The organism is Psychrobacter glacincola (assembly GCF_904846215.1).
Taxonomy (GTDB): domain Bacteria; phylum Pseudomonadota; class Gammaproteobacteria; order Pseudomonadales; family Moraxellaceae; genus Psychrobacter; species Psychrobacter glacincola.
The window spans coordinates 121,004-145,095 of the sequence record NZ_CAJGZK010000004.1; the positions used below are offsets into that span (position 1 = coordinate 121,004).

The 24,092-nt window shown below is 42.5% G+C and carries 20 protein-coding genes and 1 tRNA gene; 5 read left to right on the forward strand and 16 right to left on the reverse strand.

What is annotated here, in order from left to right:
• Positions 1-92 precede the first annotated feature (92 nt).
• The 3 genes from pyrC (at position 93) to JMW90_RS03840 (ending at position 2,602) form a co-directional block, all read left to right on the forward strand.
• Positions 93-1,169 carry a dihydroorotase gene (pyrC, locus tag JMW90_RS03830; protein WP_201561774.1) on the forward strand — a complete coding sequence of 359 codons (1,077 nt, stop codon included), beginning with the start codon at positions 93-95 and terminating at the stop codon, positions 1,167-1,169.
• Between the two features lie 164 nt (positions 1,170-1,333).
• Complete coding sequence (rnt, locus tag JMW90_RS03835; RefSeq protein WP_201561775.1) at positions 1,334-2,068, forward strand: ribonuclease T; 735 nt, start codon at positions 1,334-1,336, stop codon at positions 2,066-2,068.
• Between the two features lie 458 nt (positions 2,069-2,526).
• Positions 2,527-2,602, forward strand: a tRNA-Glu gene (locus tag JMW90_RS03840).
• A gap of 246 nt (positions 2,603-2,848) precedes the next feature.
• On the opposite strand, the gene JMW90_RS03845 is transcribed toward JMW90_RS03840, so the two are convergent.
• The 11 genes from JMW90_RS03845 to JMW90_RS03895 form a co-directional block, all read right to left on the reverse strand.
• Complete coding sequence (locus JMW90_RS03845; RefSeq protein ID WP_227691849.1) at positions 2,849-3,487, reverse strand: BLUF domain-containing protein; 639 nt, start codon at positions 3,485-3,487, stop codon at positions 2,849-2,851.
• 331 nt (positions 3,488-3,818) lie between these two features.
• Positions 3,819-4,649, reverse strand: coding sequence for an IspD/TarI family cytidylyltransferase (locus JMW90_RS03850; protein ID WP_201561777.1), 831 nt, complete (start codon positions 4,647-4,649; stop codon positions 3,819-3,821).
• A 111-nt stretch (positions 4,650-4,760) separates the two neighbouring features.
• Positions 4,761-5,069 carry an FtsB family cell division protein gene (locus tag JMW90_RS03855; protein ID WP_201561778.1) on the reverse strand — a complete coding sequence of 103 codons (309 nt, stop codon included), beginning with the start codon at positions 5,067-5,069 and terminating at the stop codon, positions 4,761-4,763.
• 91 nt (positions 5,070-5,160) lie between these two features.
• The gene (eno, locus tag JMW90_RS03860; RefSeq protein WP_201561779.1) at positions 5,161-6,477 is read right to left on the reverse strand and encodes a phosphopyruvate hydratase; all 1,317 of its coding nucleotides are present in this window, start codon (positions 6,475-6,477) and stop codon (positions 5,161-5,163) included.
• A gap of 373 nt (positions 6,478-6,850) precedes the next feature.
• On the reverse strand, positions 6,851-9,211 hold the full coding sequence (locus tag JMW90_RS03865) for a heavy metal translocating P-type ATPase (protein WP_201561780.1): 2,361 nt from the start codon (positions 9,209-9,211) through the stop codon (positions 6,851-6,853).
• Positions 9,212-9,552: 341 nt separating this feature from the next.
• On the reverse strand, positions 9,553-9,777 hold the full coding sequence (locus JMW90_RS03870) for a heavy-metal-associated domain-containing protein (RefSeq protein WP_011280902.1): 225 nt from the start codon (positions 9,775-9,777) through the stop codon (positions 9,553-9,555).
• Positions 9,778-9,912: 135 nt separating this feature from the next.
• Positions 9,913-10,167, reverse strand: a complete 255-nt coding sequence (locus tag JMW90_RS03875) for a cation transporter (protein WP_201561781.1) — start codon at positions 10,165-10,167, stop codon at positions 9,913-9,915.
• A 27-nt stretch (positions 10,168-10,194) separates the two neighbouring features.
• Positions 10,195-11,070 (reverse strand): 3-deoxy-8-phosphooctulonate synthase, encoded by an 876-nt coding sequence (gene kdsA / locus JMW90_RS03880; protein WP_201561782.1) that lies wholly within the window; start codon positions 11,068-11,070, stop codon positions 10,195-10,197.
• 147 nt (positions 11,071-11,217) lie between these two features.
• A complete protein-coding gene (locus tag JMW90_RS03885) occupies positions 11,218-12,852 on the reverse strand; it encodes a CTP synthase (RefSeq protein WP_201561783.1) in 1,635 nt (544 codons plus the stop codon).
• Positions 12,853-13,058: 206 nt separating this feature from the next.
• Positions 13,059-14,102, reverse strand: coding sequence for a porin (locus JMW90_RS03890; RefSeq protein WP_201561784.1), 1,044 nt, complete (start codon positions 14,100-14,102; stop codon positions 13,059-13,061).
• A gap of 556 nt (positions 14,103-14,658) precedes the next feature.
• On the reverse strand, positions 14,659-16,863 hold the full coding sequence (locus JMW90_RS03895; RefSeq protein WP_201561785.1) for a malate synthase G: 2,205 nt from the start codon (positions 16,861-16,863) through the stop codon (positions 14,659-14,661).
• A 789-nt stretch (positions 16,864-17,652) separates the two neighbouring features.
• Between JMW90_RS03895 and JMW90_RS03900 the strand changes: the two genes are divergently transcribed.
• Positions 17,653-18,273 (forward strand): MiaE family protein, encoded by a 621-nt coding sequence (locus JMW90_RS03900; protein ID WP_227691854.1) that lies wholly within the window; start codon positions 17,653-17,655, stop codon positions 18,271-18,273.
• Between the two features lie 117 nt (positions 18,274-18,390).
• Here the strand turns inward: JMW90_RS03900 and JMW90_RS03905 are convergent, their stop codons facing one another.
• The 5 genes from JMW90_RS03905 to mtgA form a co-directional block, all read right to left on the reverse strand.
• On the reverse strand, positions 18,391-18,897 hold the full coding sequence (locus JMW90_RS03905) for a hypothetical protein (RefSeq protein ID WP_201561787.1): 507 nt from the start codon (positions 18,895-18,897) through the stop codon (positions 18,391-18,393).
• A gap of 147 nt (positions 18,898-19,044) precedes the next feature.
• Positions 19,045-19,326 (reverse strand): hypothetical protein, encoded by a 282-nt coding sequence (locus JMW90_RS03910; protein WP_201561788.1) that lies wholly within the window; start codon positions 19,324-19,326, stop codon positions 19,045-19,047.
• 233 nt (positions 19,327-19,559) lie between these two features.
• A complete protein-coding gene (locus JMW90_RS03915) occupies positions 19,560-19,730 on the reverse strand; it encodes a hypothetical protein (RefSeq protein WP_201561789.1) in 171 nt (56 codons plus the stop codon).
• Between the two features lie 306 nt (positions 19,731-20,036).
• Positions 20,037-22,313 (reverse strand): polyphosphate kinase 1, encoded by a 2,277-nt coding sequence (ppk1, locus tag JMW90_RS03920; protein WP_379607623.1) that lies wholly within the window; start codon positions 22,311-22,313, stop codon positions 20,037-20,039.
• 349 nt (positions 22,314-22,662) lie between these two features.
• Positions 22,663-23,349 (reverse strand): monofunctional biosynthetic peptidoglycan transglycosylase, encoded by a 687-nt coding sequence (mtgA, locus tag JMW90_RS03925; RefSeq protein ID WP_201561790.1) that lies wholly within the window; start codon positions 23,347-23,349, stop codon positions 22,663-22,665.
• A 235-nt stretch (positions 23,350-23,584) separates the two neighbouring features.
• Between mtgA and JMW90_RS03930 the strand changes: the two genes are divergently transcribed.
• Positions 23,585-23,890, forward strand: a complete 306-nt coding sequence (locus tag JMW90_RS03930; RefSeq protein ID WP_201561791.1) for a glutaredoxin family protein — start codon at positions 23,585-23,587, stop codon at positions 23,888-23,890.
• The last annotated feature ends 202 nt before the right edge of the window (positions 23,891-24,092 follow it).

Sequence of the window (24,092 nt, forward strand, 5' to 3'; positions counted from 1 at the left end):
ATATTTAGTCAGGTAAGCAAACCTGTTATGATAGCAGCACAGCAAGACTCCTTTTTACTCCCAGATATGACGATATAGAGCGCGACGATACTATGACTGATTCAATTAGAGAATTGACCATCCTACAACCCGATGATTGGCACATTCATTTGCGTGACGATAAGGCACTAGCGACCACGGTTCCTCATGCAGCAGGGAGCTTTAATCGAGTTATCTGTATGCCGAATCTGGTACCTCCCGTCAAAAACGTTGAAGATGCGCAAGCATATCGCGCGCGTATCATGCAGCATTTAGAAGCCAGCAATGTGAGCGCTGAACGTAAAGCGGCATTCGACCCGCGTATGACCTTGTATCTCACCGACCATACTACCGCACAAGATATTGAGCTGGCAGCAAAGTCAGGTATCGTGCAAGCGGTCAAGCTTTATCCTGCTGGTGCTACCACCAACTCTGCGGATGGTGTCACCAATATCAATGCCTGTGTCGATGTATTTGAGGCGCTTGAAAAATATAATCTACCCCTACTGCTACATGGCGAAGTCACTCACGACCACGTCGATATTTTTGATCGTGAAAAGCGCTTTTTAGATGAAGTGATGGTACAAATCATCGCAAAGTTCCCAACCATGAAAATTGTGATGGAGCACATCACCACCAGTGATGCCGCTGACTTTGTCTTATCACAAGGCAATCAAATTGCCGCGACTATTACGCCGCAGCATTTGATGTTTAACCGCAATCACTTGTTGCTTGGTGGTATCAAACCGCACTTTTATTGCTTGCCTATCTTAAAGCGTGAAAGCCATCAAAAAGTCTTGCTTGATGTCGCCACCAGCGGCAATCCAAAATTCTTTTTGGGTACGGACTCCGCGCCCCATGCAACCGATAAAAAAGAAGCGGCTTGTGGCTGTGCTGGCTGCTATAGCGCTGCCACAGCACTGCCGTTGTATGCCACAGCATTTGATAGCGTTGGTAAAATTGATAGATTAGAAGGGTTTACCAGCCGTTTTGGTGCACAATTTTACGGTTTACCCGTTAACGAGAGCACTATTACGATGATCAAGACGCCGATGCAAATCCCAGCATCTTATCCTTACTTTGATGGCAGCTCTCTAACACCGCTCATGGCAGGTGAGAGCTTACCCTGGTCGATTAAAGGGTCACTTTAATCCATCATAATTGACGCCCTATCTATTTCTATAGAGTAGAGCCTGCTTTATTTTATCCTATGATAGCAATGCCATCTTTCCATTGAGAAGAGATATAGGCGTCCTAGGATGTTTGTTTTTTATTCAATATAATAGCCTGACTGATAAAAGCGATTTAACCTGATATGACCATTCAAAACGATGCTGCTCTGCCCAAAGTTGATGTAGCCACCACTCCAGATGCGACCACAGAAACGTTAGCACCAATGAGATTAAAAGAGCGTTTTCGGAAATTCCTACCGGTGGTGGTCGATGTCGAAACGGCAGGATTCAACGCGCAAACCGATGCCTTATTAGAGATTGCCTGTATTCCTGTACTCATGAATGAGCAGGGTATGTTTTATCCGGGTGAGGCATTTAATGCTCATATCGAACCTTTCGAAGGCGCAAATCTTGAGCCAAGCGCCCTTGCCTTTACCGGCATTGACCCGAATAATCCGCTGCGCAAAGCCATTGCTGAAGACGAAAAAACGGCGCTACGTCGTATTTTTAAAGGCTTAAAAGAAGTGCGCCGTACCGAAGACTGCCGTCAATGTGTGTTAATCGGACACAATGCACACTTTGATTTGGCATTTTTAAATGCAGCGGTATTACGCACCAATAATAAAAGCTACAATCCTTTTCATAACTTCTCAGTTTTTGATACGGTGACCTTATCAGCGCTTGCCTTTGGTCAAACGGTGCTGGCACGTGCTTGTAAAGCTGCAGGGCTTGATTTTGATGGTAATGACGCTCATTCCGCATTGTATGACACACAAAAGACTGCTGAGCTGTTTTGTTATATTTTAAACAATTATCCTATGCTTGCTAATGCCATGCATAGCGAGCCTGAAACTACAGCAGCTGCTGATGATAAATAAACCCCTGATTACAGAGTATGTGTTGCTCGCCACTCATAATAGTGCTATTTGTAAGGTCTGCTAACTTTAACCTTGTGATTTATAAATATGATTTAAGCATTTGCCTATGCCGCATGTAAAGAATGGTTAGATCTACAGATGGTTTAAGTTACCTACTGCGCTTTAAAGGTCTGTTATAGGCGATTAAGGCTTACCAAAAGGGACTTTATTATGGAACCACAATTCAAATTATGGGCAACCATCATCGGTTATATTCTGCTTGCATTAACCATCAGTACTTGTACCTCATTGTGGATTCGATACCATTTAAAGCGTAATAGCCTGCATCCACGTCGCGCGCTTAAAAAAAGATATTTAATTTTAAAAAGACGTAAAAAAAGGCTTGACAGTAAGCGTAGACCCCATTAAAATACGCACCACTTCAGCATAAAGGTGAAAGCAGCTGGAGCTTTGTACTAGTCCCCATCGTCTAGAGGCCTAGGACACTGCCCTTTCACGGCGGTAACGGGGGTTCGAATCCCCCTGGGGACGCCACCATTTGGCGTCACTTATTAGCAGATATACGACTAAGTATTAGATAAGACTGATAAGCGCACCATCAAAAAGCCCAATCACAGCATATTGTGATCGGGCTTTTTTTATGTGTATCAGTTTTTACTTGTTAGCATGAATGATATCAAGCATACATCATTCATAGGAACCAATAACCATTAAATATCCGCTTATAAAAACAAAAAAGCCAGTAATTTATGCTGACTTTATGAATACGTTTTTAAATATTTAGAAAATTTTATCTGATAGTATCAACCAAAGCAGTGCTAATACAATTAGCCCACCCAGTATGGTCTGAATTAAGAAAAAGGCCTGGTGCTGCCCCACTACTTTTCCTAATGTCAAACCTAACGTACTGTACTTTATAGGCTGAGTATCAATATCGGCGTTTTCTTGCTGCTCTTCATAGTGCTCTTGCAGAATATCTAAAAACTGCTGCCATTCATTTGGCTCCCAGCTATCAGGTCTAAAAGGCATAAAAGTTTTTAGTCTAGGCTCATTGACCATCCAGCGCTCAAGCGTAATAGAGCGTAATGACCATCCTTCAAAGCGACGTTCATCAATCGCCGAAAAATCAAATATTTTTAAATCCTTGTGACGATCATCTACCAACAAGCGATTTTTGAGATTGGTCAATGCTTGCTCAGTACCTTCGACACATTGAAAAAAGTAACCATTGCCGTAGCAAAGAATACCTGTGATATCATCAATTTTATTCAGCTTATTTGCAACTTCTGCGATATCGTTAAGCGTACTAGAGTTAGATAGACCAGTTGCAGTAATGTGGCTCAAATATATAAGCTGACAGAGATCTGACGTTACTGGATTTGTCGAATCATTGACTGTTGACAATCCGCTTCTCCCCATTATTAAGTAATTATAGCTAAGACAATCATACTCATTTTAGAAAAAACATAGAGATTAGACATTTAAAAACAACAATTCGGTTTTTATAGTATTGATTTTATAAATGTTTATTTTAATTGTATTAAGTTGGTTACATCATAGGTTAGTTTGGTCATTAAAGCAATATATCTTCATCTTAGGTAACAACTTATTAATTTATAACAATATTATAGAAATATTCTTATAGATATTTTAAAGGTATTTTTAGGGATAATATAGAATAAAGAAACAAGGCTCTATCGTAGGAAACAGCTATTTTGGATATAATCCTGAGATATTGGAGTGACTATAGTCATGATTGAGCAGCAAGAATCGCTGCGAGCACGATCGCATCGTCAGGATATGTCAGTTTGATGTTTTGGCGACTGCCTGTGACCAATCGAATCGGCAGTTCTAAATACTCAAAAGCACTCGCTTCATCGGTAATAGCGAGATTATGCTCAGCGACATAGCTCAGAACTTGTTGTAATTGTTCGAGCCGAAAGACTTGCGGAGTTTGAGCCTGCCATATATGGCTGCGATCAATGGTTTTTTGAGCATAAGCATGAAGCGTGTTGTGACCGCTTTTACTATTAGTAAGCTTCGGCTGAGCATTAAGTGGCTTGTGAGGTGATGCAGCCTCATATTCTAGATTACACAGCATATTAGCCGCTAGATAAGACTGTTTTAGTGTATCAGCGACTGGTGTCGCTAAGATAGCGCCATAAGGCTCTCGCATCGCCGCCTGAATAACAGCGTCAATATCATGAGTTGGCACTGCAGGACGCGCGGCATCATGGATAACGACCAAATCTTCCTTATTTGCGCCTGCATTGAGCATTGCCTCAACCCCAGATTGTACCGATTGCCAACGCTCAGCACCGCCGACAGCATAATAGATGGGCTGTGCAAAGCTGAGTGTCTGGGCAGTACTATCATCTGCAGCCACAACCAACAAACACTTATCAATATAAGCACTCTCAGCCAGACGCGCCACACTGTGCTGTAATAAGGTTTGACCTTGCAGTAAGGTGTATTGCTTGGGAATAGACGCGCCAAAGCGACTGCCGCGACCAGCAGCGACAATCATAGCGTGTATCTTAGGAGTGGTATTCATGATGCAGTACTCATGGTCTGATTCCATGAAAATAGGATAAGAGAGATGGGTATTAAGAGGTATAAAAATAAAAAACTATTATTATCCATAATAGTTTATTGCAATGCCCTTAGAATCAATAGCGACTGTGCGTCAAAGTCAATAACGGCTATGAGTGGTTGGTGCCGTTGATACTTGTACAAAAGTCTCATTTGGCTTGATCAAGCCCAAGTCTAAACGAGCATGCTCCTCTACCGCTTCAAGACCAGTCTTTAGATCATTAACATCGGTACGCAGTAAATTATTTGCTGAGACTTGATTGTCATTTAAGCGCTGCTGCTCGTCAATTTGAGTCAAAAGCTTATGGTGCTCAACGCGACCGTTTTCACCCAGCCAATACTGGTATTGCAGTCCTGACAGCACAGCAACAGCTAACGCAAGTAGTATAAATTGGCTAAAGTATTTCATAATATAATAACGCCAAACAACATAGGAAGAATATAAATTTGCTGAGCGATATATTTATATACCGCCCAGCATAAGCCACAACTTTGGCTGACTAACCACGTAGACCGATAAACTCTTCGCGACCACGATAGCTTGCGCGTACTTGCTGCTCAATACGAAGCAATTGGTTATACTTTGCAACGCGATCTGAGCGGCATAATGAACCGGTCTTTATTTGACCCGCAGCAGTACCAACTGCTAAATCAGCAATAGTACTGTCTTCGGTTTCACCTGAACGATGAGAGATAATCGTTGCATAGCCGTTTTTCTTCGCCAGATAAATCGCATCTAGCGTTTCTGACAAGGTACCAATCTGATTGAATTTGATCAAAATCGCATTGGCAATATGCTTATCAATCCCTTCTTGCAAAATAGCAGGATTGGTCACAAATAAATCATCACCGACTAGCTGGACTTTATCACCAATCTGCTCGGTCAAATATTTCCAGCCATCCCAATCTGACTCATCAAGACCATCTTCGATAGAGATAATAGGATATTGACGTGCCAACCCTACTAGATAATCTGAGAACCCTTGGCTATCAAAAGCTTTATTACCTTCGCCTGCCAATATATATTTACCATCTTTGTAAAACTCAGTAGCAGCGCAATCTAAGGCTAGGTGAATGTCTTCACCTGCTTTGTAACCGACTTGCTCAATCGCTTGCATGATCACTGTGATAGCTTCTTCATTGCTACGTAAGTTAGGAGCGAAGCCACCTTCGTCACCCACTGAGGTACTTAAACCTTGCGATTTCAACACCGACTTTAAGCTGTGGAAAATCTCAGTACCTGCGCGTAACGCTTCTGAAAAGCTATTGAAACCAACTGGCTCAATCATAAACTCTTGAATATCGACCGTGTTGTCCGCGTGCTCGCCACCATTTAAGATGTTCATCATTGGCACAGGCATCGTCAGCGAGGTCTGGTTGCGCAAATTGGCAATATACTGATGCAGTGGTAAGTTTTGCGACTGCGCGGCAGCTTTTGCGGCAGCAAGTGAAACGGCAAGTATAGCATTGGCACCAAGGTTGTCTTTGTTGTCCGTACCATCAAGCGCAATCATAGTGTCATCGATGTTCTGCTGCTCGCTAACATTCTTATCCATTAAAGCGCTACGGATTTGACTATTGACATTGGCAACCGCTTTTCTGACGCCTTTACCCATATAGCGATCTTTATCACCATCACGTATCTCAACGGCTTCACGTGAGCCAGTTGATGCGCCACTTGGTACTGCGGCGCGTCCGATAGTGCCATCTGCTAAGATAACATCGGCTTCAATCGTTGGGTTACCGCGCGAGTCTAAAATCTCACGAGCGCGAATGTCTTTAATTGCGGTGACGTTGTTGGTTTCTTCAGCGTACATAATGTCTGTTAATTCCTTTGGTCATGCCAAGTTTATGGGATAAATAACGGCAGCTAGAATACAAAAAAGATAATACAAAATATCATATAACACGTGCGCCCAAAGCCGTTTTGTATATTGATATAACAGCTTGATTTTGAGCACTCATAAGGGCTTACTTAGCACCTTAACAGCGCGCTATAGTGCTTGGCATCATAGCATATATTTTGCCAAACTGCCCTTATCTTACACCAACTTGCGCTCATAAAATCAAACATAAATAGCAAGGTTGGTGATTGTCGATTTGCTCAAGTAAAAGCGATATCGCAAAAACTAGACTCTTATGGTTATCAAAAAAGTGGTTATCAAAAAATTAGTTATCAAGTAACCATCTTTACACTTTCACTGGACGCTTTTTGTCCGTATTAGAGGTAGATACCGTATTATCCAGCTCTACCTTTGTTTTAAATCGGGCTAAACGTAACGCATTCATCAATACCGAAATGGAGCTGAGCGCCATAGCAGCGGCGGCAATCATAGGGTTCAAAAAGCCAAAAGCGGCGAGCGGAATACCAAGGCAATTATAAATAAAAGCAAAAAATAGATTTTGCTTGATATTGCGCACCGTTGCATTGGCAATTTTTTGCGCCGCATCGATATGCATCAGCGACTCACCCATCAAGCGTGCAGAGGCGCTATGTTGGGCGACATCAGTACCTTCGAACATGGCAAAGCTGGCATCGGCGGTTGCCATTGCTGGTGCATCATTGACACCATCGCCTGCCATGGCGACTTTATGACCAGCTGTTTGCAATAAAGCAATTTGGCTTGCCTTGTCACGCGGACTCATCTTGCCGTACGCTTGCTCGATACCCAGCTGCCCTGCTACATGATCGACGACAGATTGTTTGTCACCGCTCATCAAAATCACATTAATACCCGCATCTTGTAATGCCGTAATTGCCTGCGGCGTATCTGCTTTTAAATCATCCGCTAAGGCAAAAGCGCCTAATGCTTCATCGTTAATACTAATGGCAACGGTACTGGCGATTTGCCATACTTTTGGCATCAGCTTAGGCAGGGTTAGATTTGCAAACTCTGCGGTACCAACCTTTATTAGCCCAAGTCCTTCTATCGTTGCTTGTATGCCAGCGCCTTTGACGACGCTAATATCAAACACATTAAATAAGGGTAAACCGCGCACGGTAGCAGCATTGACCAAAGCCGTTGCGAGCGGATGACTGGCATGTGCTTCAACGCTCGCAGCAATCTGCAATACATCATCAATCGCTATTGATTTATCAACCATGACTTCATCGACGATGGTCGGTTTACCCATGGTTAAGGTACCCGTCTTATCAAGCACCACCGTGTCAATATTACCTGCGGCTTCTAGGCTTTGCGCATCTTTAAACCAAACGCCGTGACGCGCGGCAACGCCCATACCTGCCATAATAGCGGCTGGCGTCGCCAAACCAAGCGCACAGGGACAAGCAATGACCAAAACGGATACCGCATGCATCAAAGCAGTATCGAGCATACCGGTCAGCCACCACGTCACAGCAAAGGTCGCCAATGCAATCACCACCACCACAGGCACAAAGATTGCCGTTACTCTATCGGCAAGACGCGCTAAATTGGCTTTTGAGCCTTGGGCGTCGCTCAGTGCTTGTACCATGTCACCCAGCTTAGTATCGCTACCCTTAGCATTGACGCGATATAACAAGCTACCGTTTTCAACCAACGCACCGGCTAATAATCCATCACCTACTTCTTTTTTGAGCGGTACTGACTCTCCCGTTAAATGACTCTCGACACACCAACCGCTACCCTCGATGACGATACCATCGGTTGCGACGCGGCTACCTTGCTTAGCACGCAAAATATCACCCACTTGTACGTCTTTTAGAGCAACACTATGAAAATCACCATTTGGCTGCTGCTGCTCAACTTCGTCTGGTGTGAGCGACAATAGTAAATCGATACTATTGAGGCTGTGCTTTTTGGTGCGCTCTTCAAGATATTTACCCGTACGCACAAAAGCAATGACCATCACGCCTGCTTCAAAATATACCGCAGGACTGCCACTCGCACCATGACCGCCAGTATGCCCACTTTGCAATAAGCTATTTAACGTGCCATCGCCATGGGTCAGCCACAGGTAAGTCGAATATGCCCAAATAGTCACCGTACCGATGACGACTAGCACATCCATATTGGCAAGACCGCCTCTAATAGACGCCCATGCACTCTTATAAAATGGCAATGCAAATCCAAACTGTACAACCGTCGCTAAGATAAACTGCATCCAAACCGGTGGCATCCACGCCATACTCTGCCCGACAAGCATGCCTGCCATACCAACCAAAAATGGCAGCAAACAAATCCACAATCCAATCAAGCGCCATGGATACTGAGTGCTCGTATCCTCATCATTCTGAGCAAATAAACTATCAGCCGCCTGCAAATTGGCGACAAAGCCTGTCTTGTTAACCCATTCCGTCACCTGCTCTGCCGTCGTCTGTGTCGGATCATAATCCACATTGGCAGTCTCGCCAGCAAAGTTCACACTGACCTCATAAACTGATGGCTTTTTATTCAACACCTTTTCAATTCGTGACGCACAAGCTTGACACGTCATGCCCTCTATCGCCAGTTGTAAATGCGCACGCTGCGGCGTCAGTGGCGTATTGGACTGAATATCAGTCTCGACATCGTAAGAGTTATGGGTATTGGCGCGGGTAGAATCATTCATAAATAAAACTCGTCATTGCGTTATAGCGTTTATAAATTTGTATGAGCTATAAAAATCTGTCAGTGAAGGAATAAAATCTAAACCAAACAAGCCGTACATTCTAAAGATTAATATCATATTGTTTTTCAGAACATTTAAATAGTAGCTATCTTAGTGTATCAACCTATATACTAAATGGTCATCATTAACACCCCTTCAGCTATTTTAGCCGAACAACTATCTCAGATTAAAATGACACGTTGCAAATATCAGAGGGCTGATAACACTACTCTGATAGTCATAGTTTTTAGCCATTAAAAAACCAGCCATGATAGCTGGTTCTTTTATTACAACAAATAAAATTAAGCGTTGGCAACAGTGGCATCAAAGCCTGCGTCATCAATGGCAGCAGCAATCGTCTCTACACTGGTTTTGCTATCATCAAAAGTAACGGTTGCTTGATTATCAGCAAGCTCGATACTGATATCGTCTAAACCATCAATATCTGCGGTAGCGTTATGGACACTTGCCACACAACCGCCACAAGTCATGCCGTCAATTTTAATAATACGTGTCTGATTTGCCATGTTAGGCTCCTTATTTTTATCTGTGAATACATTATTTATAAAATTTAATGGTATAAGGCTTTAAGAAAAGGCCCAAGACCAGCATAAGAGCTATTGGCGTTGACCACAAGTCAGTTTGGTTATACTTTTATAAATTTAATCATGATAACGTGGATTTTGCGGCGCATCGATAGGAAATGGCTGAGTGACATAATCAACCATACTAATCGCGGCAGTAAAGGCATGGATACTGGTTTGGGTATCATCATAATGCACCAATGCCGTATGACGTTCGGTATCTAACTCAATCGCCGTGACGCCTGTGATATTCTTCAAAGCGGTCATGACGCTCTCTAAACCTTCGACATCATTGATATTTTCAATGCTTACTTGTGCTATTTCAATCGCCATTGTCTTATCCTCACATTACTTATGATATTAATGAGTATCCAAGGTTTCAAAGCCTTTGACCAAGTCATCAAGCTGCTTAAGCTGGCGTAAAAACGGCTCTAACTGGCTCATGCGTAGCGCACAAGGACCATCACATTTTGCCGTTTCTGGGCTTGGATGCGCTTCCAAAAACAATCCTGCCAATCCAGTTGCCATACCCGCACGGGCAAGCGTTGTGATCTGCTCACGGCGTCCTCCAGCGCTATCACTACGCGCCCCTGGCTGCTGCAAGCTGTGCGTCACATCAAAGAACACCGGTATCTCCATCTGCTTCATGGTATCAAAACCCAGCATATCGACCACCAAGTTATTATAACCAAAGGCACTACCACGCTCACAAAGAATAAGCTTATCATTACCGCCCTCAAGACACTTATTGACGATATGGCGCATCTCATGCGGCGCTAAAAACTGGGCTTTTTTGATATTAATAATCGCATCCGTCTTTGCCATCGCATGTACCAAATCTGTTTGACGCGATAAAAACGCAGGCAGCTGGATAATATCAGCGACTTCGGCAACGGGTGCCGCTTGATGAGGTTCGTGGACATCCGTAATAATCGGTACTTGGAATTTTTCTTTGATTTGCCCAAGCCAATCGATACCTTTCTCTAGCCCTGGACCACGATACGAGGTCAGACTTGAGCGATTGGCTTTATCAAAACTGGCTTTAAACACATAGCCAATCTGCAGGCGCTGACAGATATCGACATACTGCTCGGCGATCTCAAATGCCATCTCTTTGGACTCTAAGACATTCATACCACCAAATAAGACAAATGGCTGATCATTACCGATATTGATGCTTTTATTATTAGGTATATTAAGCTGAATATTCGACTGCGCGGTTAGTAGATTTTCCATTGAGTGGGTATCCTCTTTATTGTTATCTCTTATTGTAACCGATAGACTGATTAAAAAAAGAGCATAAGCGTAATAATAAATCAGCCATAAAAAAAGACCCATCCGAAGATCAGTCTTTTTGTGTCAAAAACAATTATAAATTAACGATTATTTCGCTTCACTGTAATTCTTCGCCGCTTTAACAAAGCTATTGAACAATGGGTGACCGCCGCGTGGCGAGCTGGTAAATTCAGGATGGAACTGTACCGCAACAAACCATGGATGATCGGCAATTTCAACCGACTCAACCAAATGCTGCTTAGCAGAATAGCCTGATACCAACATACCTGCCTGCTCTAGTGGCTCAATATAGCGGTTATTCATCTCATAACGATGGCGATGGCGCTCAGTGATATTAGTAGCACCGTAGATTTGTGCAAGCTTACTGCCAGCGACCAGCTCAGCTTGCTGCGCGCCTAGACGCATGGTACCGCCAAGGTCTGAATCATCACTACGAATCTGCAATTCACCGCGCTCATCTAACCATTCGGTAATTAAGCCAATGATAGGCTCAGCTGTTTTGCGATCAAACTCAGAAGAGTTGGCATTGATATGTAGCACGTTACGCGCGTATTCAATCACTGCCAGCTGCATACCCAAGCAGATGCCTAAATACGGCACGTTGTTCTCGCGAGCATAGGTAATGGCTTTGATTTTACCCATCGTGCCACGCTCACCAAAGCCGCCTGGCACCAAGATGGCATCAGCATTATGTATCTGCGCCAACAAGCTGTCATCTTCTTCTAAACGTTCGGCATCGACATAATCAATTTTAACATCGGCTTTATGTGTGATACCGGCATGTAACAAGGCTTCATTGATTGATTTATAAGCATCTGGTAATTCGACATATTTACCAACCATGGCTACTGTTACCGTCGACTCAGGATTCAGCTGCGCTTCAACGACTTTGTCCCAGTCGCTCAAATCTGCTTCTGGTAAATCAAGACCAAAACGCTCACAGATTAAATCATCAAGATCTTGCTCATGTAAGGTACGCGGAATCTGGTAAATACTTTGCGCATCTTCACACATAATGACCGCACGCTCTTCAACGTTGGTAAACAGTGCAATCTTGCGGCGATTGTCTTGTGAGATATGATGATCAGAGCGGCAAATCAAGATATCAGGCTGCAAACCGATAGAACGCAGCTCTTTGACTGAATGCTGAGTGGGCTTGGTTTTGGTTTCGCCTGCACTAGCGATATAAGGCACCAATGTCAGATGCATCAGCATGGCGCGATTGCGTCCTAGCTCGACTTGCATTTGACGTACTGCTTCCATAAAGGGTAGCGACTCGATATCACCCACTGTCCCGCCAATCTCGATGATAGCAACATCATAACCTTCGCCACTGGCAAGAATTTTACTCTTAATCTCATCAGTGATATGCGGAATCACCTGCACCGTACCACCGAGATATTCACCACGGCGCTCTTTATTTAAGACGTTTTGATAGATGCGACCGCTGGTAAAGTTGTTGCTTTTGCTCATCTTTGAATGGCGTAAAAAACGCTCATAATAGCCCAAGTCCAAATCCGTCTCGGCGCCATCTTCGGTCACGAACACTTCACCATGCTGGAACGGGCTCATCGTGCCTGGATCGACATTGATATACGGATCCATCTTGGTCATGGTCACGTTTACGCCCCGTGCTTCTAAGACGGCAGCAAGGGAAGCTGCGGTAATACCTTTTCCTAGTGAGGACACTACCCCACCGGTCACAAATATAAACTTGGTCATAGTACTCTGTCGGTAATTGGTAAAGAAGGATTTTACTAAAAATACGCCATAAAATATAGCGCAAAAGCACAAACTATTTGAAACTCTTCATTTTTGACACATATCTATTATAAACTACTCACTCATTAAAAAGGCTATAACAAAAAAACTCACCCCGAAGGATGAGTTTTTTTATGCAGATTCTAATGATTAGATTAGAATTAGAATTAGAATTTGTATTCTAGACCAGTACCAACTACGAATACTTCAGCGTCGCCTCTTGGCGCAACTGAAAGATTGGTTGGGTTATATGGTACATTGTCAGCATTGTTCATACCAGCATAGGCATGAGCAATGATGTTCTTTTTATACATATATTTGCCACCAACAACGATTTGATCTGAATCAGCGTCATCCAAACCATCTAGGTTAGAGGTATTGTTGTACTGTGCATAGACAGACGCTGGACGAGCAAAGTTAGTTAGAGGCATCTCACCACTAATGACAAAACCTTTTTCTTTAGAAGAACCATAATCATAATCAGCTACTTGATATAGTGCACCCAATCTTACTGGAGCTGCCATGAATTTAGCTAGATCTACAGTAGCAGTACCACGGATGATATCACCTTCGATGTTTTGGTCTTTGTCATAAGCTAGACCAGCAGTAAAGCCAGTACCTTGGTCAAATAGTGCTGCAACACCGAAACCTGAGTTATCATTACCATTAGCATCATCAGAGCTATACATTGCAGAGATTTCTAGTGGTAGACCATCATATTTTGGTGCAGTCCAAATGATTGAACTTGGGATGCGGTTACTATCCACCATGTTTAACGCTTCGACAACTTCATTATGTTTCGTAGCATTTAATCTATCAAAGTAACCTTGGTTTACATCAACGTTATTGATACGATCTAATGATGATTGGTTTTTACCAACACGGAACTCACCAAATTGCTTATTAACAACACCAAGGAATGTATCGCGGTTTTTAAAGCCATTGCTATCACCATCAATGCTTGTGCCATACTCTAGCTGATAGATAACATCAGTGTTAGCCGTCATGGCTTCAGAGCCTTTAAAACCGATACGTGAAGAATGAGAATTGATTTCTATTGTGTCTTCATCATACATGTTACCAGCAGGACCATCAAATTCAGCATTAACATAGTCAGCCGCTAAGAATGCTTTACCATAAACAGTTGGGGCGGCGTTGGCTGCAGATACAGATAGGGCGGCGATTGCTGTCGCTAAAAGTAGTTTCTTCATGGGGTATCTCCACTTTACAATTTTAGTAATGAGCGAGCTATTATTAGCCGGTGCCCAAAATGGTATCGTCACAAATCCTCAAAGATATAATGTGTAACTGGCTACCGAGATTAGTCAGAAACAAGTATGGCGAAGTTTTATTACCGTAAGATGAAAAAACCATCAGTTACATAACTGGGATTAATAACGTAACTGCTATGTAAAATTTGGTCTTTATCGCTCTGTTGCGTAACATCCGTTACCAAACTCATACTTCAGATACAAGCATAACAACTTTGACATAATTTGCAACATATTTTTGATGCCTTATTTGGGGAAGTCTTTAAAATCCACTCTAGATATAAGGTTTTAGCTTAAAAAAATACGGATAAAAAAATACCCCTATTCGTCCAAAACGAATAAGGGTAAATATTAGAAACGTAAACAATAATAATCGGTAGTAAACTTACGTAAAACTGGACAGCCACAGATTAACTGAATAATTCATCAATCATGCCGTGACTGTCATCACTCCCTATAAAAGCTCAATTATTACCGATGACGGACTGTTTTAGCTTTAGCAAGTCATACTGGCTTTTAGGTCGAGACGTGCTTGATGCAGTAACGGCTCAGTATAGCCACTTGGCTGCTCGCGACCTTTAAAGACCAAATCACAAGCGGCTTTGAAAGCATAAGAGTTGTCAAAATCAGTCGCCATTGGTTGATAATCGGCATCACCAGCGTTTTGCTCATCGACGATTTTAGCCATACGTTTCATAGCGTCCATCACTTGCTGCTCGCTGACCACATTATGGTGTAACCAATTGGCGATATGCTGACTTGAGATACGCAACGTCGCACGATCTTCCATCAAGCCCACGTCATTGATATCAGGTACTTTAGAACAACCCACGCCTTGGTTTACCCAGCGTACGACATAGCCTAGGATACCTTGAGCATTATTATCAATCTCTTGCTGCTTCTCTTCCTCTGTCCAATTGGTGTTTTTTGCCAATGGAATGGTCAAGATATCATCCAAGCTTGCGCGCTCACGTGATTTTAAGCTGTCTTGAATCTCAGCGACATTGACTTGATGATAGTGCATGCTGTGCAAGGTAGCACCTGTTGGAGACGGCACCCATGCAGTGTTGGCACCTGCCTGCGGATGGGCGATTTTGGTGTCCATCATCTCTTGCATCTCATCAGGTTTTGCCCACATGCCTTTACCAATCTGTGCATGACCTTGTAGACCTGTTTCAAGACCAATATCTACGTTCCACTGCTCATAGGCGGGTTGCCACGTTTGCGACTTCATCTCGCCTTTACGCACAAAGGGACCTGCATTCATACTGGTATGCATCTCATCACCTGTACGATCTAAGAAACCGGTGTTGATGAAAATAACACGCTCTTTCGCTTGGCGGATGGCTTCTTTTAAGTTGACCGTCATACGGCGCTCTTCATCCATAATGCCAATTTTTATCGTATAACGCTCTAAGCCTAGTAAGTCTTCTGAGGCGTTAAATAAGTCATTCGCCATTTTGACTTCTTCAGGACCATGCATTTTTGGTTTAACGATATACATCGAGCCTTTACGCGAGTTTGATAGCTCGGTTTTACCATTCAAATCATTTAATGATAATAAAGGCGTAATGAGACCATCCATTAAACCTTCGAAAATCTCTTCTTGACCATTGCCCAAATCTACCAAAATCGATGGATTTTGCATGAGATGACCGACATTACGCAGCAATAAGAGCGAACGACCTGGCAAGGTAAGCCTATCACCCTCTGGCGTGGTGTATTCGCGATCAGGATTTTGTTTACGCGTGCGGGTTTTACCGCCTTTCTCAAAGGTTTCTTGCAAATCGCCATTCATTAAGCCAAACCAATTGCGATACGCTTCAACCTTTTCTTCGGCATCGACAGCAGCGATTGAATCTTCACAATCTTGAATCGCGGTCAGCGCTGACTCTAATAAGACGTCTTTGATATGTGCAGGATCATCTTTACCAATAGGATGATTGCCATCGATTTGAATCTCAGCATGCAAGTTATTGTTCTTTAATAACACAGCACTAGGATTGCCAACTTCGCCCACAAAACCGACAAACTGGGCGGTATTTTTTAGCTGCGTACTGCTATCACCTTGAGCAATTTCAAGCTTGCCATCGATCACTTTAAAACCTGTTACATCACTATATAATCCTGATGCCAAGGCAAAATTTTCATCCAAGAAATTTTTGGCATAAGCGACGACTGCGGCGCCACGTGTTGGATTATAGCCACCTTTTGCTTCTTGACCGTTTTCATCACTGATGACGTTGGTACCATATAAAGCATCATATAAGCTGCCCCAACGCGCATTATTGGCGTTCAACGCATAGCGAGCATTACGTACTGGCACCACCAGCTGCGGTCCTGCAATGAGGGCAATCTCATCATCGACGTTTTCTGTGCTGACGCTGAACGCTTCGCCTTCTGGTAGTAGGTAGCCAATTTCTTGTAAAAATGCTTTATACACTGGATAATCAATATCGCCATTTTTGGCAGGGTGTTGCAGGTGCCATTGGTCAATCTGTCCCTGAATCTTGGCACGGGTTGCAAGCAGCGCTTTATTACGTGGCGTAAACTCTTTAATGACTTTTTCAAAACCTGACCAGTAACCGTCTGAATCAATACCGACTTTCGGCAGCACTTCATTTTCAATAAAATCGAACAGCTGCTGATCGATGGCAAGAATGCCTTTTTGAACGCGCTTGGCATTAGAAGACTGGCTCATACTGTTATCCTTATCTATTTGTTAAATTTGTTGATACTGAGCTGCTAAAACATACCTCATCCATGTACACAGTCATGCAAAAGGGCGCATAAAGCAGGTATATAAAGTAATAAATATTCGACCATAATCGACAAGACAAGTAAATTTACTGCTGCATTACATCGGCTGTCATTGTTTGAGCAGTGTTTAACGTTTTGTTATCAGATATTATCTAGATAGGTCTTACGTAAAGATGGGCTAAAAACCTTAGATTTTGAGACGCGATTGATAGTTGATATACTATTGACTACCTGCTATCAGCTGACAATCAATAGTAAGACAAAATACGCTAAAAGCAAAATATTATCCTACTATCAAACAAGGCAATAAACAAGGAAACCCCATTTAGTAACTAAATGCTTATGCTGTAGATAAATGATAGCATATAAGCCACATGCGCTAGCAGCGATTATCTTGTTATTTGGTCATACCAACTTCGACCTAAGTATAAACTGTAAGTAATCATTACGGTATTAGTTTATGCATAATGGTTATCTGTCATCTCAAAGTAATTGAGAGAATTTAAATACATCAAGCGTAGATATAGCCATTTTTTTCATTATTTTATCCATCCACTCGTTGATAAAGCCCAAGCAAACTATGACCATAAACCACGAAAACCCGTCAATATCTAAAACCAATGCTAATTTGCTGTCTGAGTCGCCCACTACTACAAAAGAAGCATTTGTAATGGGCGCAGACAGTGACAGTGAGCGTAATGAAAACAGTGTTGATATTACCCAACTCAGCATGGCGTCCAAGGTAGACTTATCGCCTATTTATGAATTCTTGGGCGCACGAACCTCACAAGCTTGGGTGAATGCTGCCATTGATAACTTACCGCTGATTATTCAAGACCATGCCAATTGTGAAAAAAAGGCAGCCGGTACCGCGATGAACCTCATATTTCGCTATGAGTTCTCATATGATTTACAGCGTAAATTGGCACAATTGATACGTGAAGAGATGCTGCACTATGAGCAAGTGCTCGGTATTATGAATGAGCGCGAGCAAGCGTGGAAATACCTGAGTGCAGGACGCTATGCCAAAGGGATGCTCAAACACAAGCGCACTTATGAGCCTGCTGCGATGGTAGATGTGTTGATAATAGGCGCGTTTATTGAGGCGCGTTCTTGTGAGCGTTTTGCGGCACTTGCTGAGGTGATCAATGATGAGCGTTTGGCAAAATACTATCGTTATTTATTAAAATCAGAAAGCCGCCATTTTGAGGATTATTTGGCATTAGCGCAATCCTTGTCTGATGACAGTATTGATGAGCGTGTGGCGTTCTTTAAAGAAGTAGAAGCAAAGCTGATATCAACTCCAGATACTGAGCTGCGCTTTCATAGTGGTAATCCTGCTGCTATCTAACTAATTAGATCTATAGTCAGTGAATCAAAAAAGGTGCTGCAAGCGACGTATTCTACGTCATTGCTTGCAGCACCTTTTTTGATTTATTTGAATTTTCTAAGTCTCTTAAAGAGTCTACTAAAAATCTTTTTCATCAGGATTTAATACGCGGGTTTGGGCATTATCAATATTTGCATAACGATTTAAATCATTGATCCCTTCGCTTTTAGCCCCTTGACCAATAGTGGTATGTTCGTTGATACCATCATCAAAAGCATTGCCCTCTTGATCTCGGCGGTCTGGCTGACGGGCAGCATTATCGCCATCATTGACATGCTCAGATCCTACAACACTCTCTTGAAACGTATCAGTCCCTTTATTAGTGGTGGTATGATTTTCAATACTATCATCGGTAGACATCACGTTATGACTATTATGATGAATGTCTTCATGTTTATGGTTACCGTGCTCAACATCATCGCTCGCATATCTGGTACCAATGACTGTCTCTTGAAACGTCTCTGTGCTTTTTTCCGTATTATCATGAGCTGCGATATTGTCGACAGTGCGTTCATGGTTGTTGTCGATATGACCATCATGACTGTTGATAGGCGTTTTGGTTAATGCAGGATCTTTCGTTTCCATTATAATATCCTTATATTTTTAATTTACTTTTCTTGTTATTTTTTCACTATCAGACGTCTGATAATGGCTATCTATACTATCTATACTATCTATACTATCTATAAGATATAAAACTACGTTAGATAAAGCACTCACAATGATCAAAAGCTATTCATTGCCTTTTTGCGACAAATCATACGCATTTAGGTCGCCAATATTTTTGCCACCTGGAGGAAGATTTTCTTCTTTGCGTGGATCAGCATATATCTCATCAGTCTCCTGCGACTTCTGCTGAGGTCCATCAATTTCAGGCTCATGTTTACGACCTTCATAGCTGTCAGGTGGATTATCTGGATGCAGCTTTGCCGGATCATCGATTAAGACAGACTCTTCATTATTTGGGTGCATGTTGTTAGGTTTTATACTGTCTGATTGACTATCATGTGACATAGCGTTTCCCTCGCGTTTATTAATATGATATGAAATTAAGGCGTGTCCTCAATCTGAACGAAAGCGATTAAATGGGCTAAAAATGGCTAAATCTTGCCAAACTGCGTCAAATAGCTGGTCAATATCCTGATATTACCTGCGCTATTTTCCTTATTTGGCTGCAATTTATCTAATTTTTATCACCATTTTCAAAATGAGGACACGCCCTAGTATGCTGTTAAACAAAATTCTAGTTATTTATCTGTACGTAAGTCATCATTGATAAAAGATGTTTTTTCTTCTTCCGTTAAAGACTCTGCTACATCGACTGGCTTGCCGCCTTCCAAATTTTTCTTAATCTGCTGACTGTCTGCTTGATCAGCGGCTTTCTTAATGTCCGAGCTATCGTTATTGGTATCACTCATGATGAAATCCTGTTTTTTTATTGATATGTCTTTATAGTGATATATCTTTATAAAGGTGAATTCTTGTACCTATCAGTCTAATTATAAGAATAAATTTGACACGCTCACCAGTGTCCTGCCGTATCAATATGTGAATAAGTGTGAGCTTACAAGACAGTTTGTAACTCATAAGGGATTTGATAGGCACAAAAAAACCAAGCACAGATCATTCTCTATGCTTGGTATATCTGATTATTAAAGATGTGGATAGCCTTAAATAGTAGATGAAACTAATCAGCTCAATGACACCTATTAAACTATATCTAACTATACCGACTCGCCAACACGATTAATCACCTTTAATAAATACTCTTGAGCAATATGAGGCGCTTCACTTACCGCTAGCTTGGTTTGTTGCCAGTGGCCGTCACCGCTGAGTATCCATGCTTGTTTATTGTCTTGGAGGTAGTTTAACAGTCCATCTTGATAAATCTGCTTAAACAATCTTTTGTCTTCAATCGGAAACGCCACCTCTACACGGTGGAATAAGTTACGATCCATCCAATCGGCGCTGCCACAGTACAGGCGCTCATCACCATCATTATAGAAGTAATAAATGCGAGTATGCTCCAAAAAGCGACCAACAATAGAACGTACGGTGATATTTTCAGACAGACCTTTTACTTGCGGACGCAGACAGCACATAGAGCGCAAAATCAGCTCGATTTTGACCCCTGCTTGTGAGGCATCATATAGTTTATCAATCAAACGACGTTCGGTTAAAGCATTTACTTTGACAATAATATGAGCGCGCTTGCCCGCCTTTGCATGAGCAATTTCATCATCGATAAAGCTCATCAATTTATCGTGCAAGGTAAACGGCGCATGTAACAGCTTTTTGAGGTTGGCGGGTTTGCCCATGCCTGTTAGTTCCTGAAATATCTTATGGACGTCTTCTGAGATATCAGGGTCCGCGCTAAATAAGCCATAGTCGGTATAGACCTTTGCATTTGCTGCGTGATAGTTGCCCGTGCCTAAATGCACATAACGACGAATCTTGTCGTCTTCGCGGCGCACGATGAGCATGAGCTTGGCGTGGGTTTTATAGCCGACAATACCGTAGACAACCACTGCACCCGCTTCTTGTAGATAATTGGCAACGGCAATATTAGAGGCTTCGTCAAAACGTGCCCGTAACTCAATGACTGCTGTCACCTCTTTGCCATTACGAGCTGCTGCTGCTAAGGCTTTGACGATTTCGGAATTGGTACCTGAACGATAGAGCGTTTGCTTAATCGCTAATACTTTTGGATCACTGGCAGCTTGCCACAGCAAATTAATAATCGGCGAAAACGCATGGAATGGATGATGCGCCAATACATCGCCTTTACGCATGGCAGCAAACATACTGGTCGCTTTATCAAGCTTGTCGACTTCGCGGCGAAACGGTTTGGGCACCACATGGGTAAAGGGCTGATAACGCAAGGCTGGAATATTAAAATCGAAGAGCAGCCGCGTTAAATTGACCGGTCCATTGACGCGGTATAGTTGATTGTCATGCAGCTCAAACTCATTGAGCAAATAATCACTGATTGGGGTTGGACACTCTGTAGTGACTTCGAGCCGTACTTTATCACCAAAGCGGCGATTTTCAAGCTCACCCTCTAAGGCTTTGGCAATGTCATCAACATCATCTGCCAAGTCCAAATCCGCATTACGCGTCAGCCTAAACTGATGACAGCCGGTGACATTCATACCAGGGAATAGCTCACCGATATGCTCATGGATAATCGCTGATAGCATCACATGATACTCTTTACCACCAGTCAGCTCATCAGGCAGACGAATCACGCGCGGCAAGCTGCGCGGCGCGGGTACGATAGCCAAATTGATATCGCGACCAAAGGCATCTTTGCCCTCTAACGTCGCAATAAAGTTCAAGCTTTTATTGACCAAGCGCGGGAATGGATGTGCAGGATCAATGCTAATGGGCGTCAATACCGGTGATACCTGCTCAGTAAAATAGCGCTTCATCCATGCGGATTGCTCGCTATTCAACTCATCGCGCTTTAGGTATCGAATATCCTCAAGTGCCAGTGCCGGCAAGATATCTTCATTTAAAATACGGTATTGCTCAGCGATAGCATCATGGGTCACCGCTGATATTTCATTAAGAATTTCACTAGGGCGCATACCATGAATACTGGTCGATACATCACCCAGATTGAGCTTTTGCATGATACCGGCAACGCGAATCTCAAAAAACTCATCGATATTGGATGAAAAAATCATTAAAAAGAAGAGACGCTCAAGCAAAGGATGATGGGGATCTGCCGCTTGTGCTAAGACCCGCAGATGAAACTGTAATAAAGACAAGTCACGATTGATATAGCTGCTGGGTGAATAATTCCCATCTTCTGAGCGTTGCCAATCAATCTCGGTTAAACCCTCTCTGTCATTTAAATGGTTCAGGCTGATATTAGTAGCAAGATTACTGAATTGAACGGCATCATCTGCTTCGCTATTGGTGTTAACCTCATCATTTGCTTCGATATGCGACTCAATAATGTCAGTGACCTCATTATTATTCTGGGTATTATCCATCTCTGACACGTTACTACTCCTTTACCGTTATAAACCTAGCATTATTTTTATATCAATCTCATTCTGTCATTACTTTTATACCATACTTTTATTACTGTTATTTTAAAAACGATGCTGTGTCGTGTTTATGCTGTCATGTATTAAATATATCAGCATTAAATAACGCGGTAGCCGATACCGAACAAAATAGATAGGTTATTTTATGACGCAAGACAGGGATGAGTTGTTGTAGCTTGCTGTGCCTATACCTGTGCCTGTGCCTGTGCCTGTGCCTGTGCCTGTGCCGACAGAGGCTGCGTAAAATTCATACCAATAGCGCTATAACACTTTTGTAGTAAACTCACTATAACTAAGCAGATTGTGGCAATACCGCATTTTTCAAACGTTTTTTGATAATACGTTGTTTATTACGCAGGCGTTTATCGCTTTGATGGCTTTCATAGTATTTTGGATTGGTTAGCATCGCAATCAATAAGGCTGACTGGTCACGATTGAGATTAGCAGCTGATTTATCAAAATAATACTGAGCGGCTGCCTCGACACCATAAACACCATTACCAAACTCTGCCACATTCAAATACGCGGTCAAAATTCGCCGCTTATCCCATAAGGTTTCAATCATTATGGTGAGAACAGCTTCTTCAGCTTTACGAGTATAAGAGCGATGCGAGGTTAAAAATAAGTTTTTAGCCAATTGCTGGGTAATGGTTGAGCCGCCCGCCGACATCTTGCCACTCGCTTCGTTTTTTTTCTGTGCCGCCTTAATACCTTTTATATCAAAGCCATTATGCTGGCTAAATGTCGAATCCTCACTGACAATCGCGGCTTGTTTGGCAGACTTGGCGATGGCGTCATAATCAACCCACGTTTGGCTAACATCACCGCCCATAATGCGATGGGTGAGCATAAACATGCTGTTATTAATCGGCTGCGTTTTCCAAATTAATAGCAGTCCTGCGACCAGCACATGGAAGGCGATGACCAACACCATCAATGCCAATAAGAGTCGTTTGATAAATTTGCCAAAACTTGTCATGCGTGTTGTCCAAGTGATTGAAAAGATAAGAAGAGAAAATAAGAAGCGCGCAGCCAATCAGGGTGACTCTAAAGGAAAGAAGCATAAATAGCAGCTCATCTTACCTAATCTCACAATCGCTGTCATTATTTACCCCACTTCTTTATCATGTCATATGAGTACACGTAAAAAACTCAGCAAAAATGAACATTGAATTTGTAAGCTTTGCATTTAGGATTAACATAAGAGAATAGCTATGTATGAGAATAACAATATAAACGCATTGCGCGCCCGTATGATTGAAGAAAAACCTGAGCTTGGATCTCCTGAAAATATGACCAAATGGTGGCTACTCGGTACCTCAGGCTGTCATTTATGTGATATTGCTGAACAGCTGATAACCCAATTGCAAGCGGTACAGCGCATTACTTACGAGCCTGTCGATATTGCCGATTTCTCTGAGCCGCTTATGATGGAATTTGCGACGACTATTCCAGTCATCTTGACACCAACAAAGCGCTTAAATTATCCATTTTCTGTGCTCGATTTACAGCAATTGTGAATCACTTCATAGCGAGTATATATAGTCAGTGAAAAATAATATCGATAGCGTATGTACTGCTGGTATCAATTTTTGCAGCCTCTGTCGGCATAGGCACAGCAAGCAAGAAAAATTAATACCAGCAGTACCGTGGCGTTTTTAGGGTGCCTTAATCATCCCTCTGATAGTAATAACCACTACCTAGCCTTGTCTGAATCATATA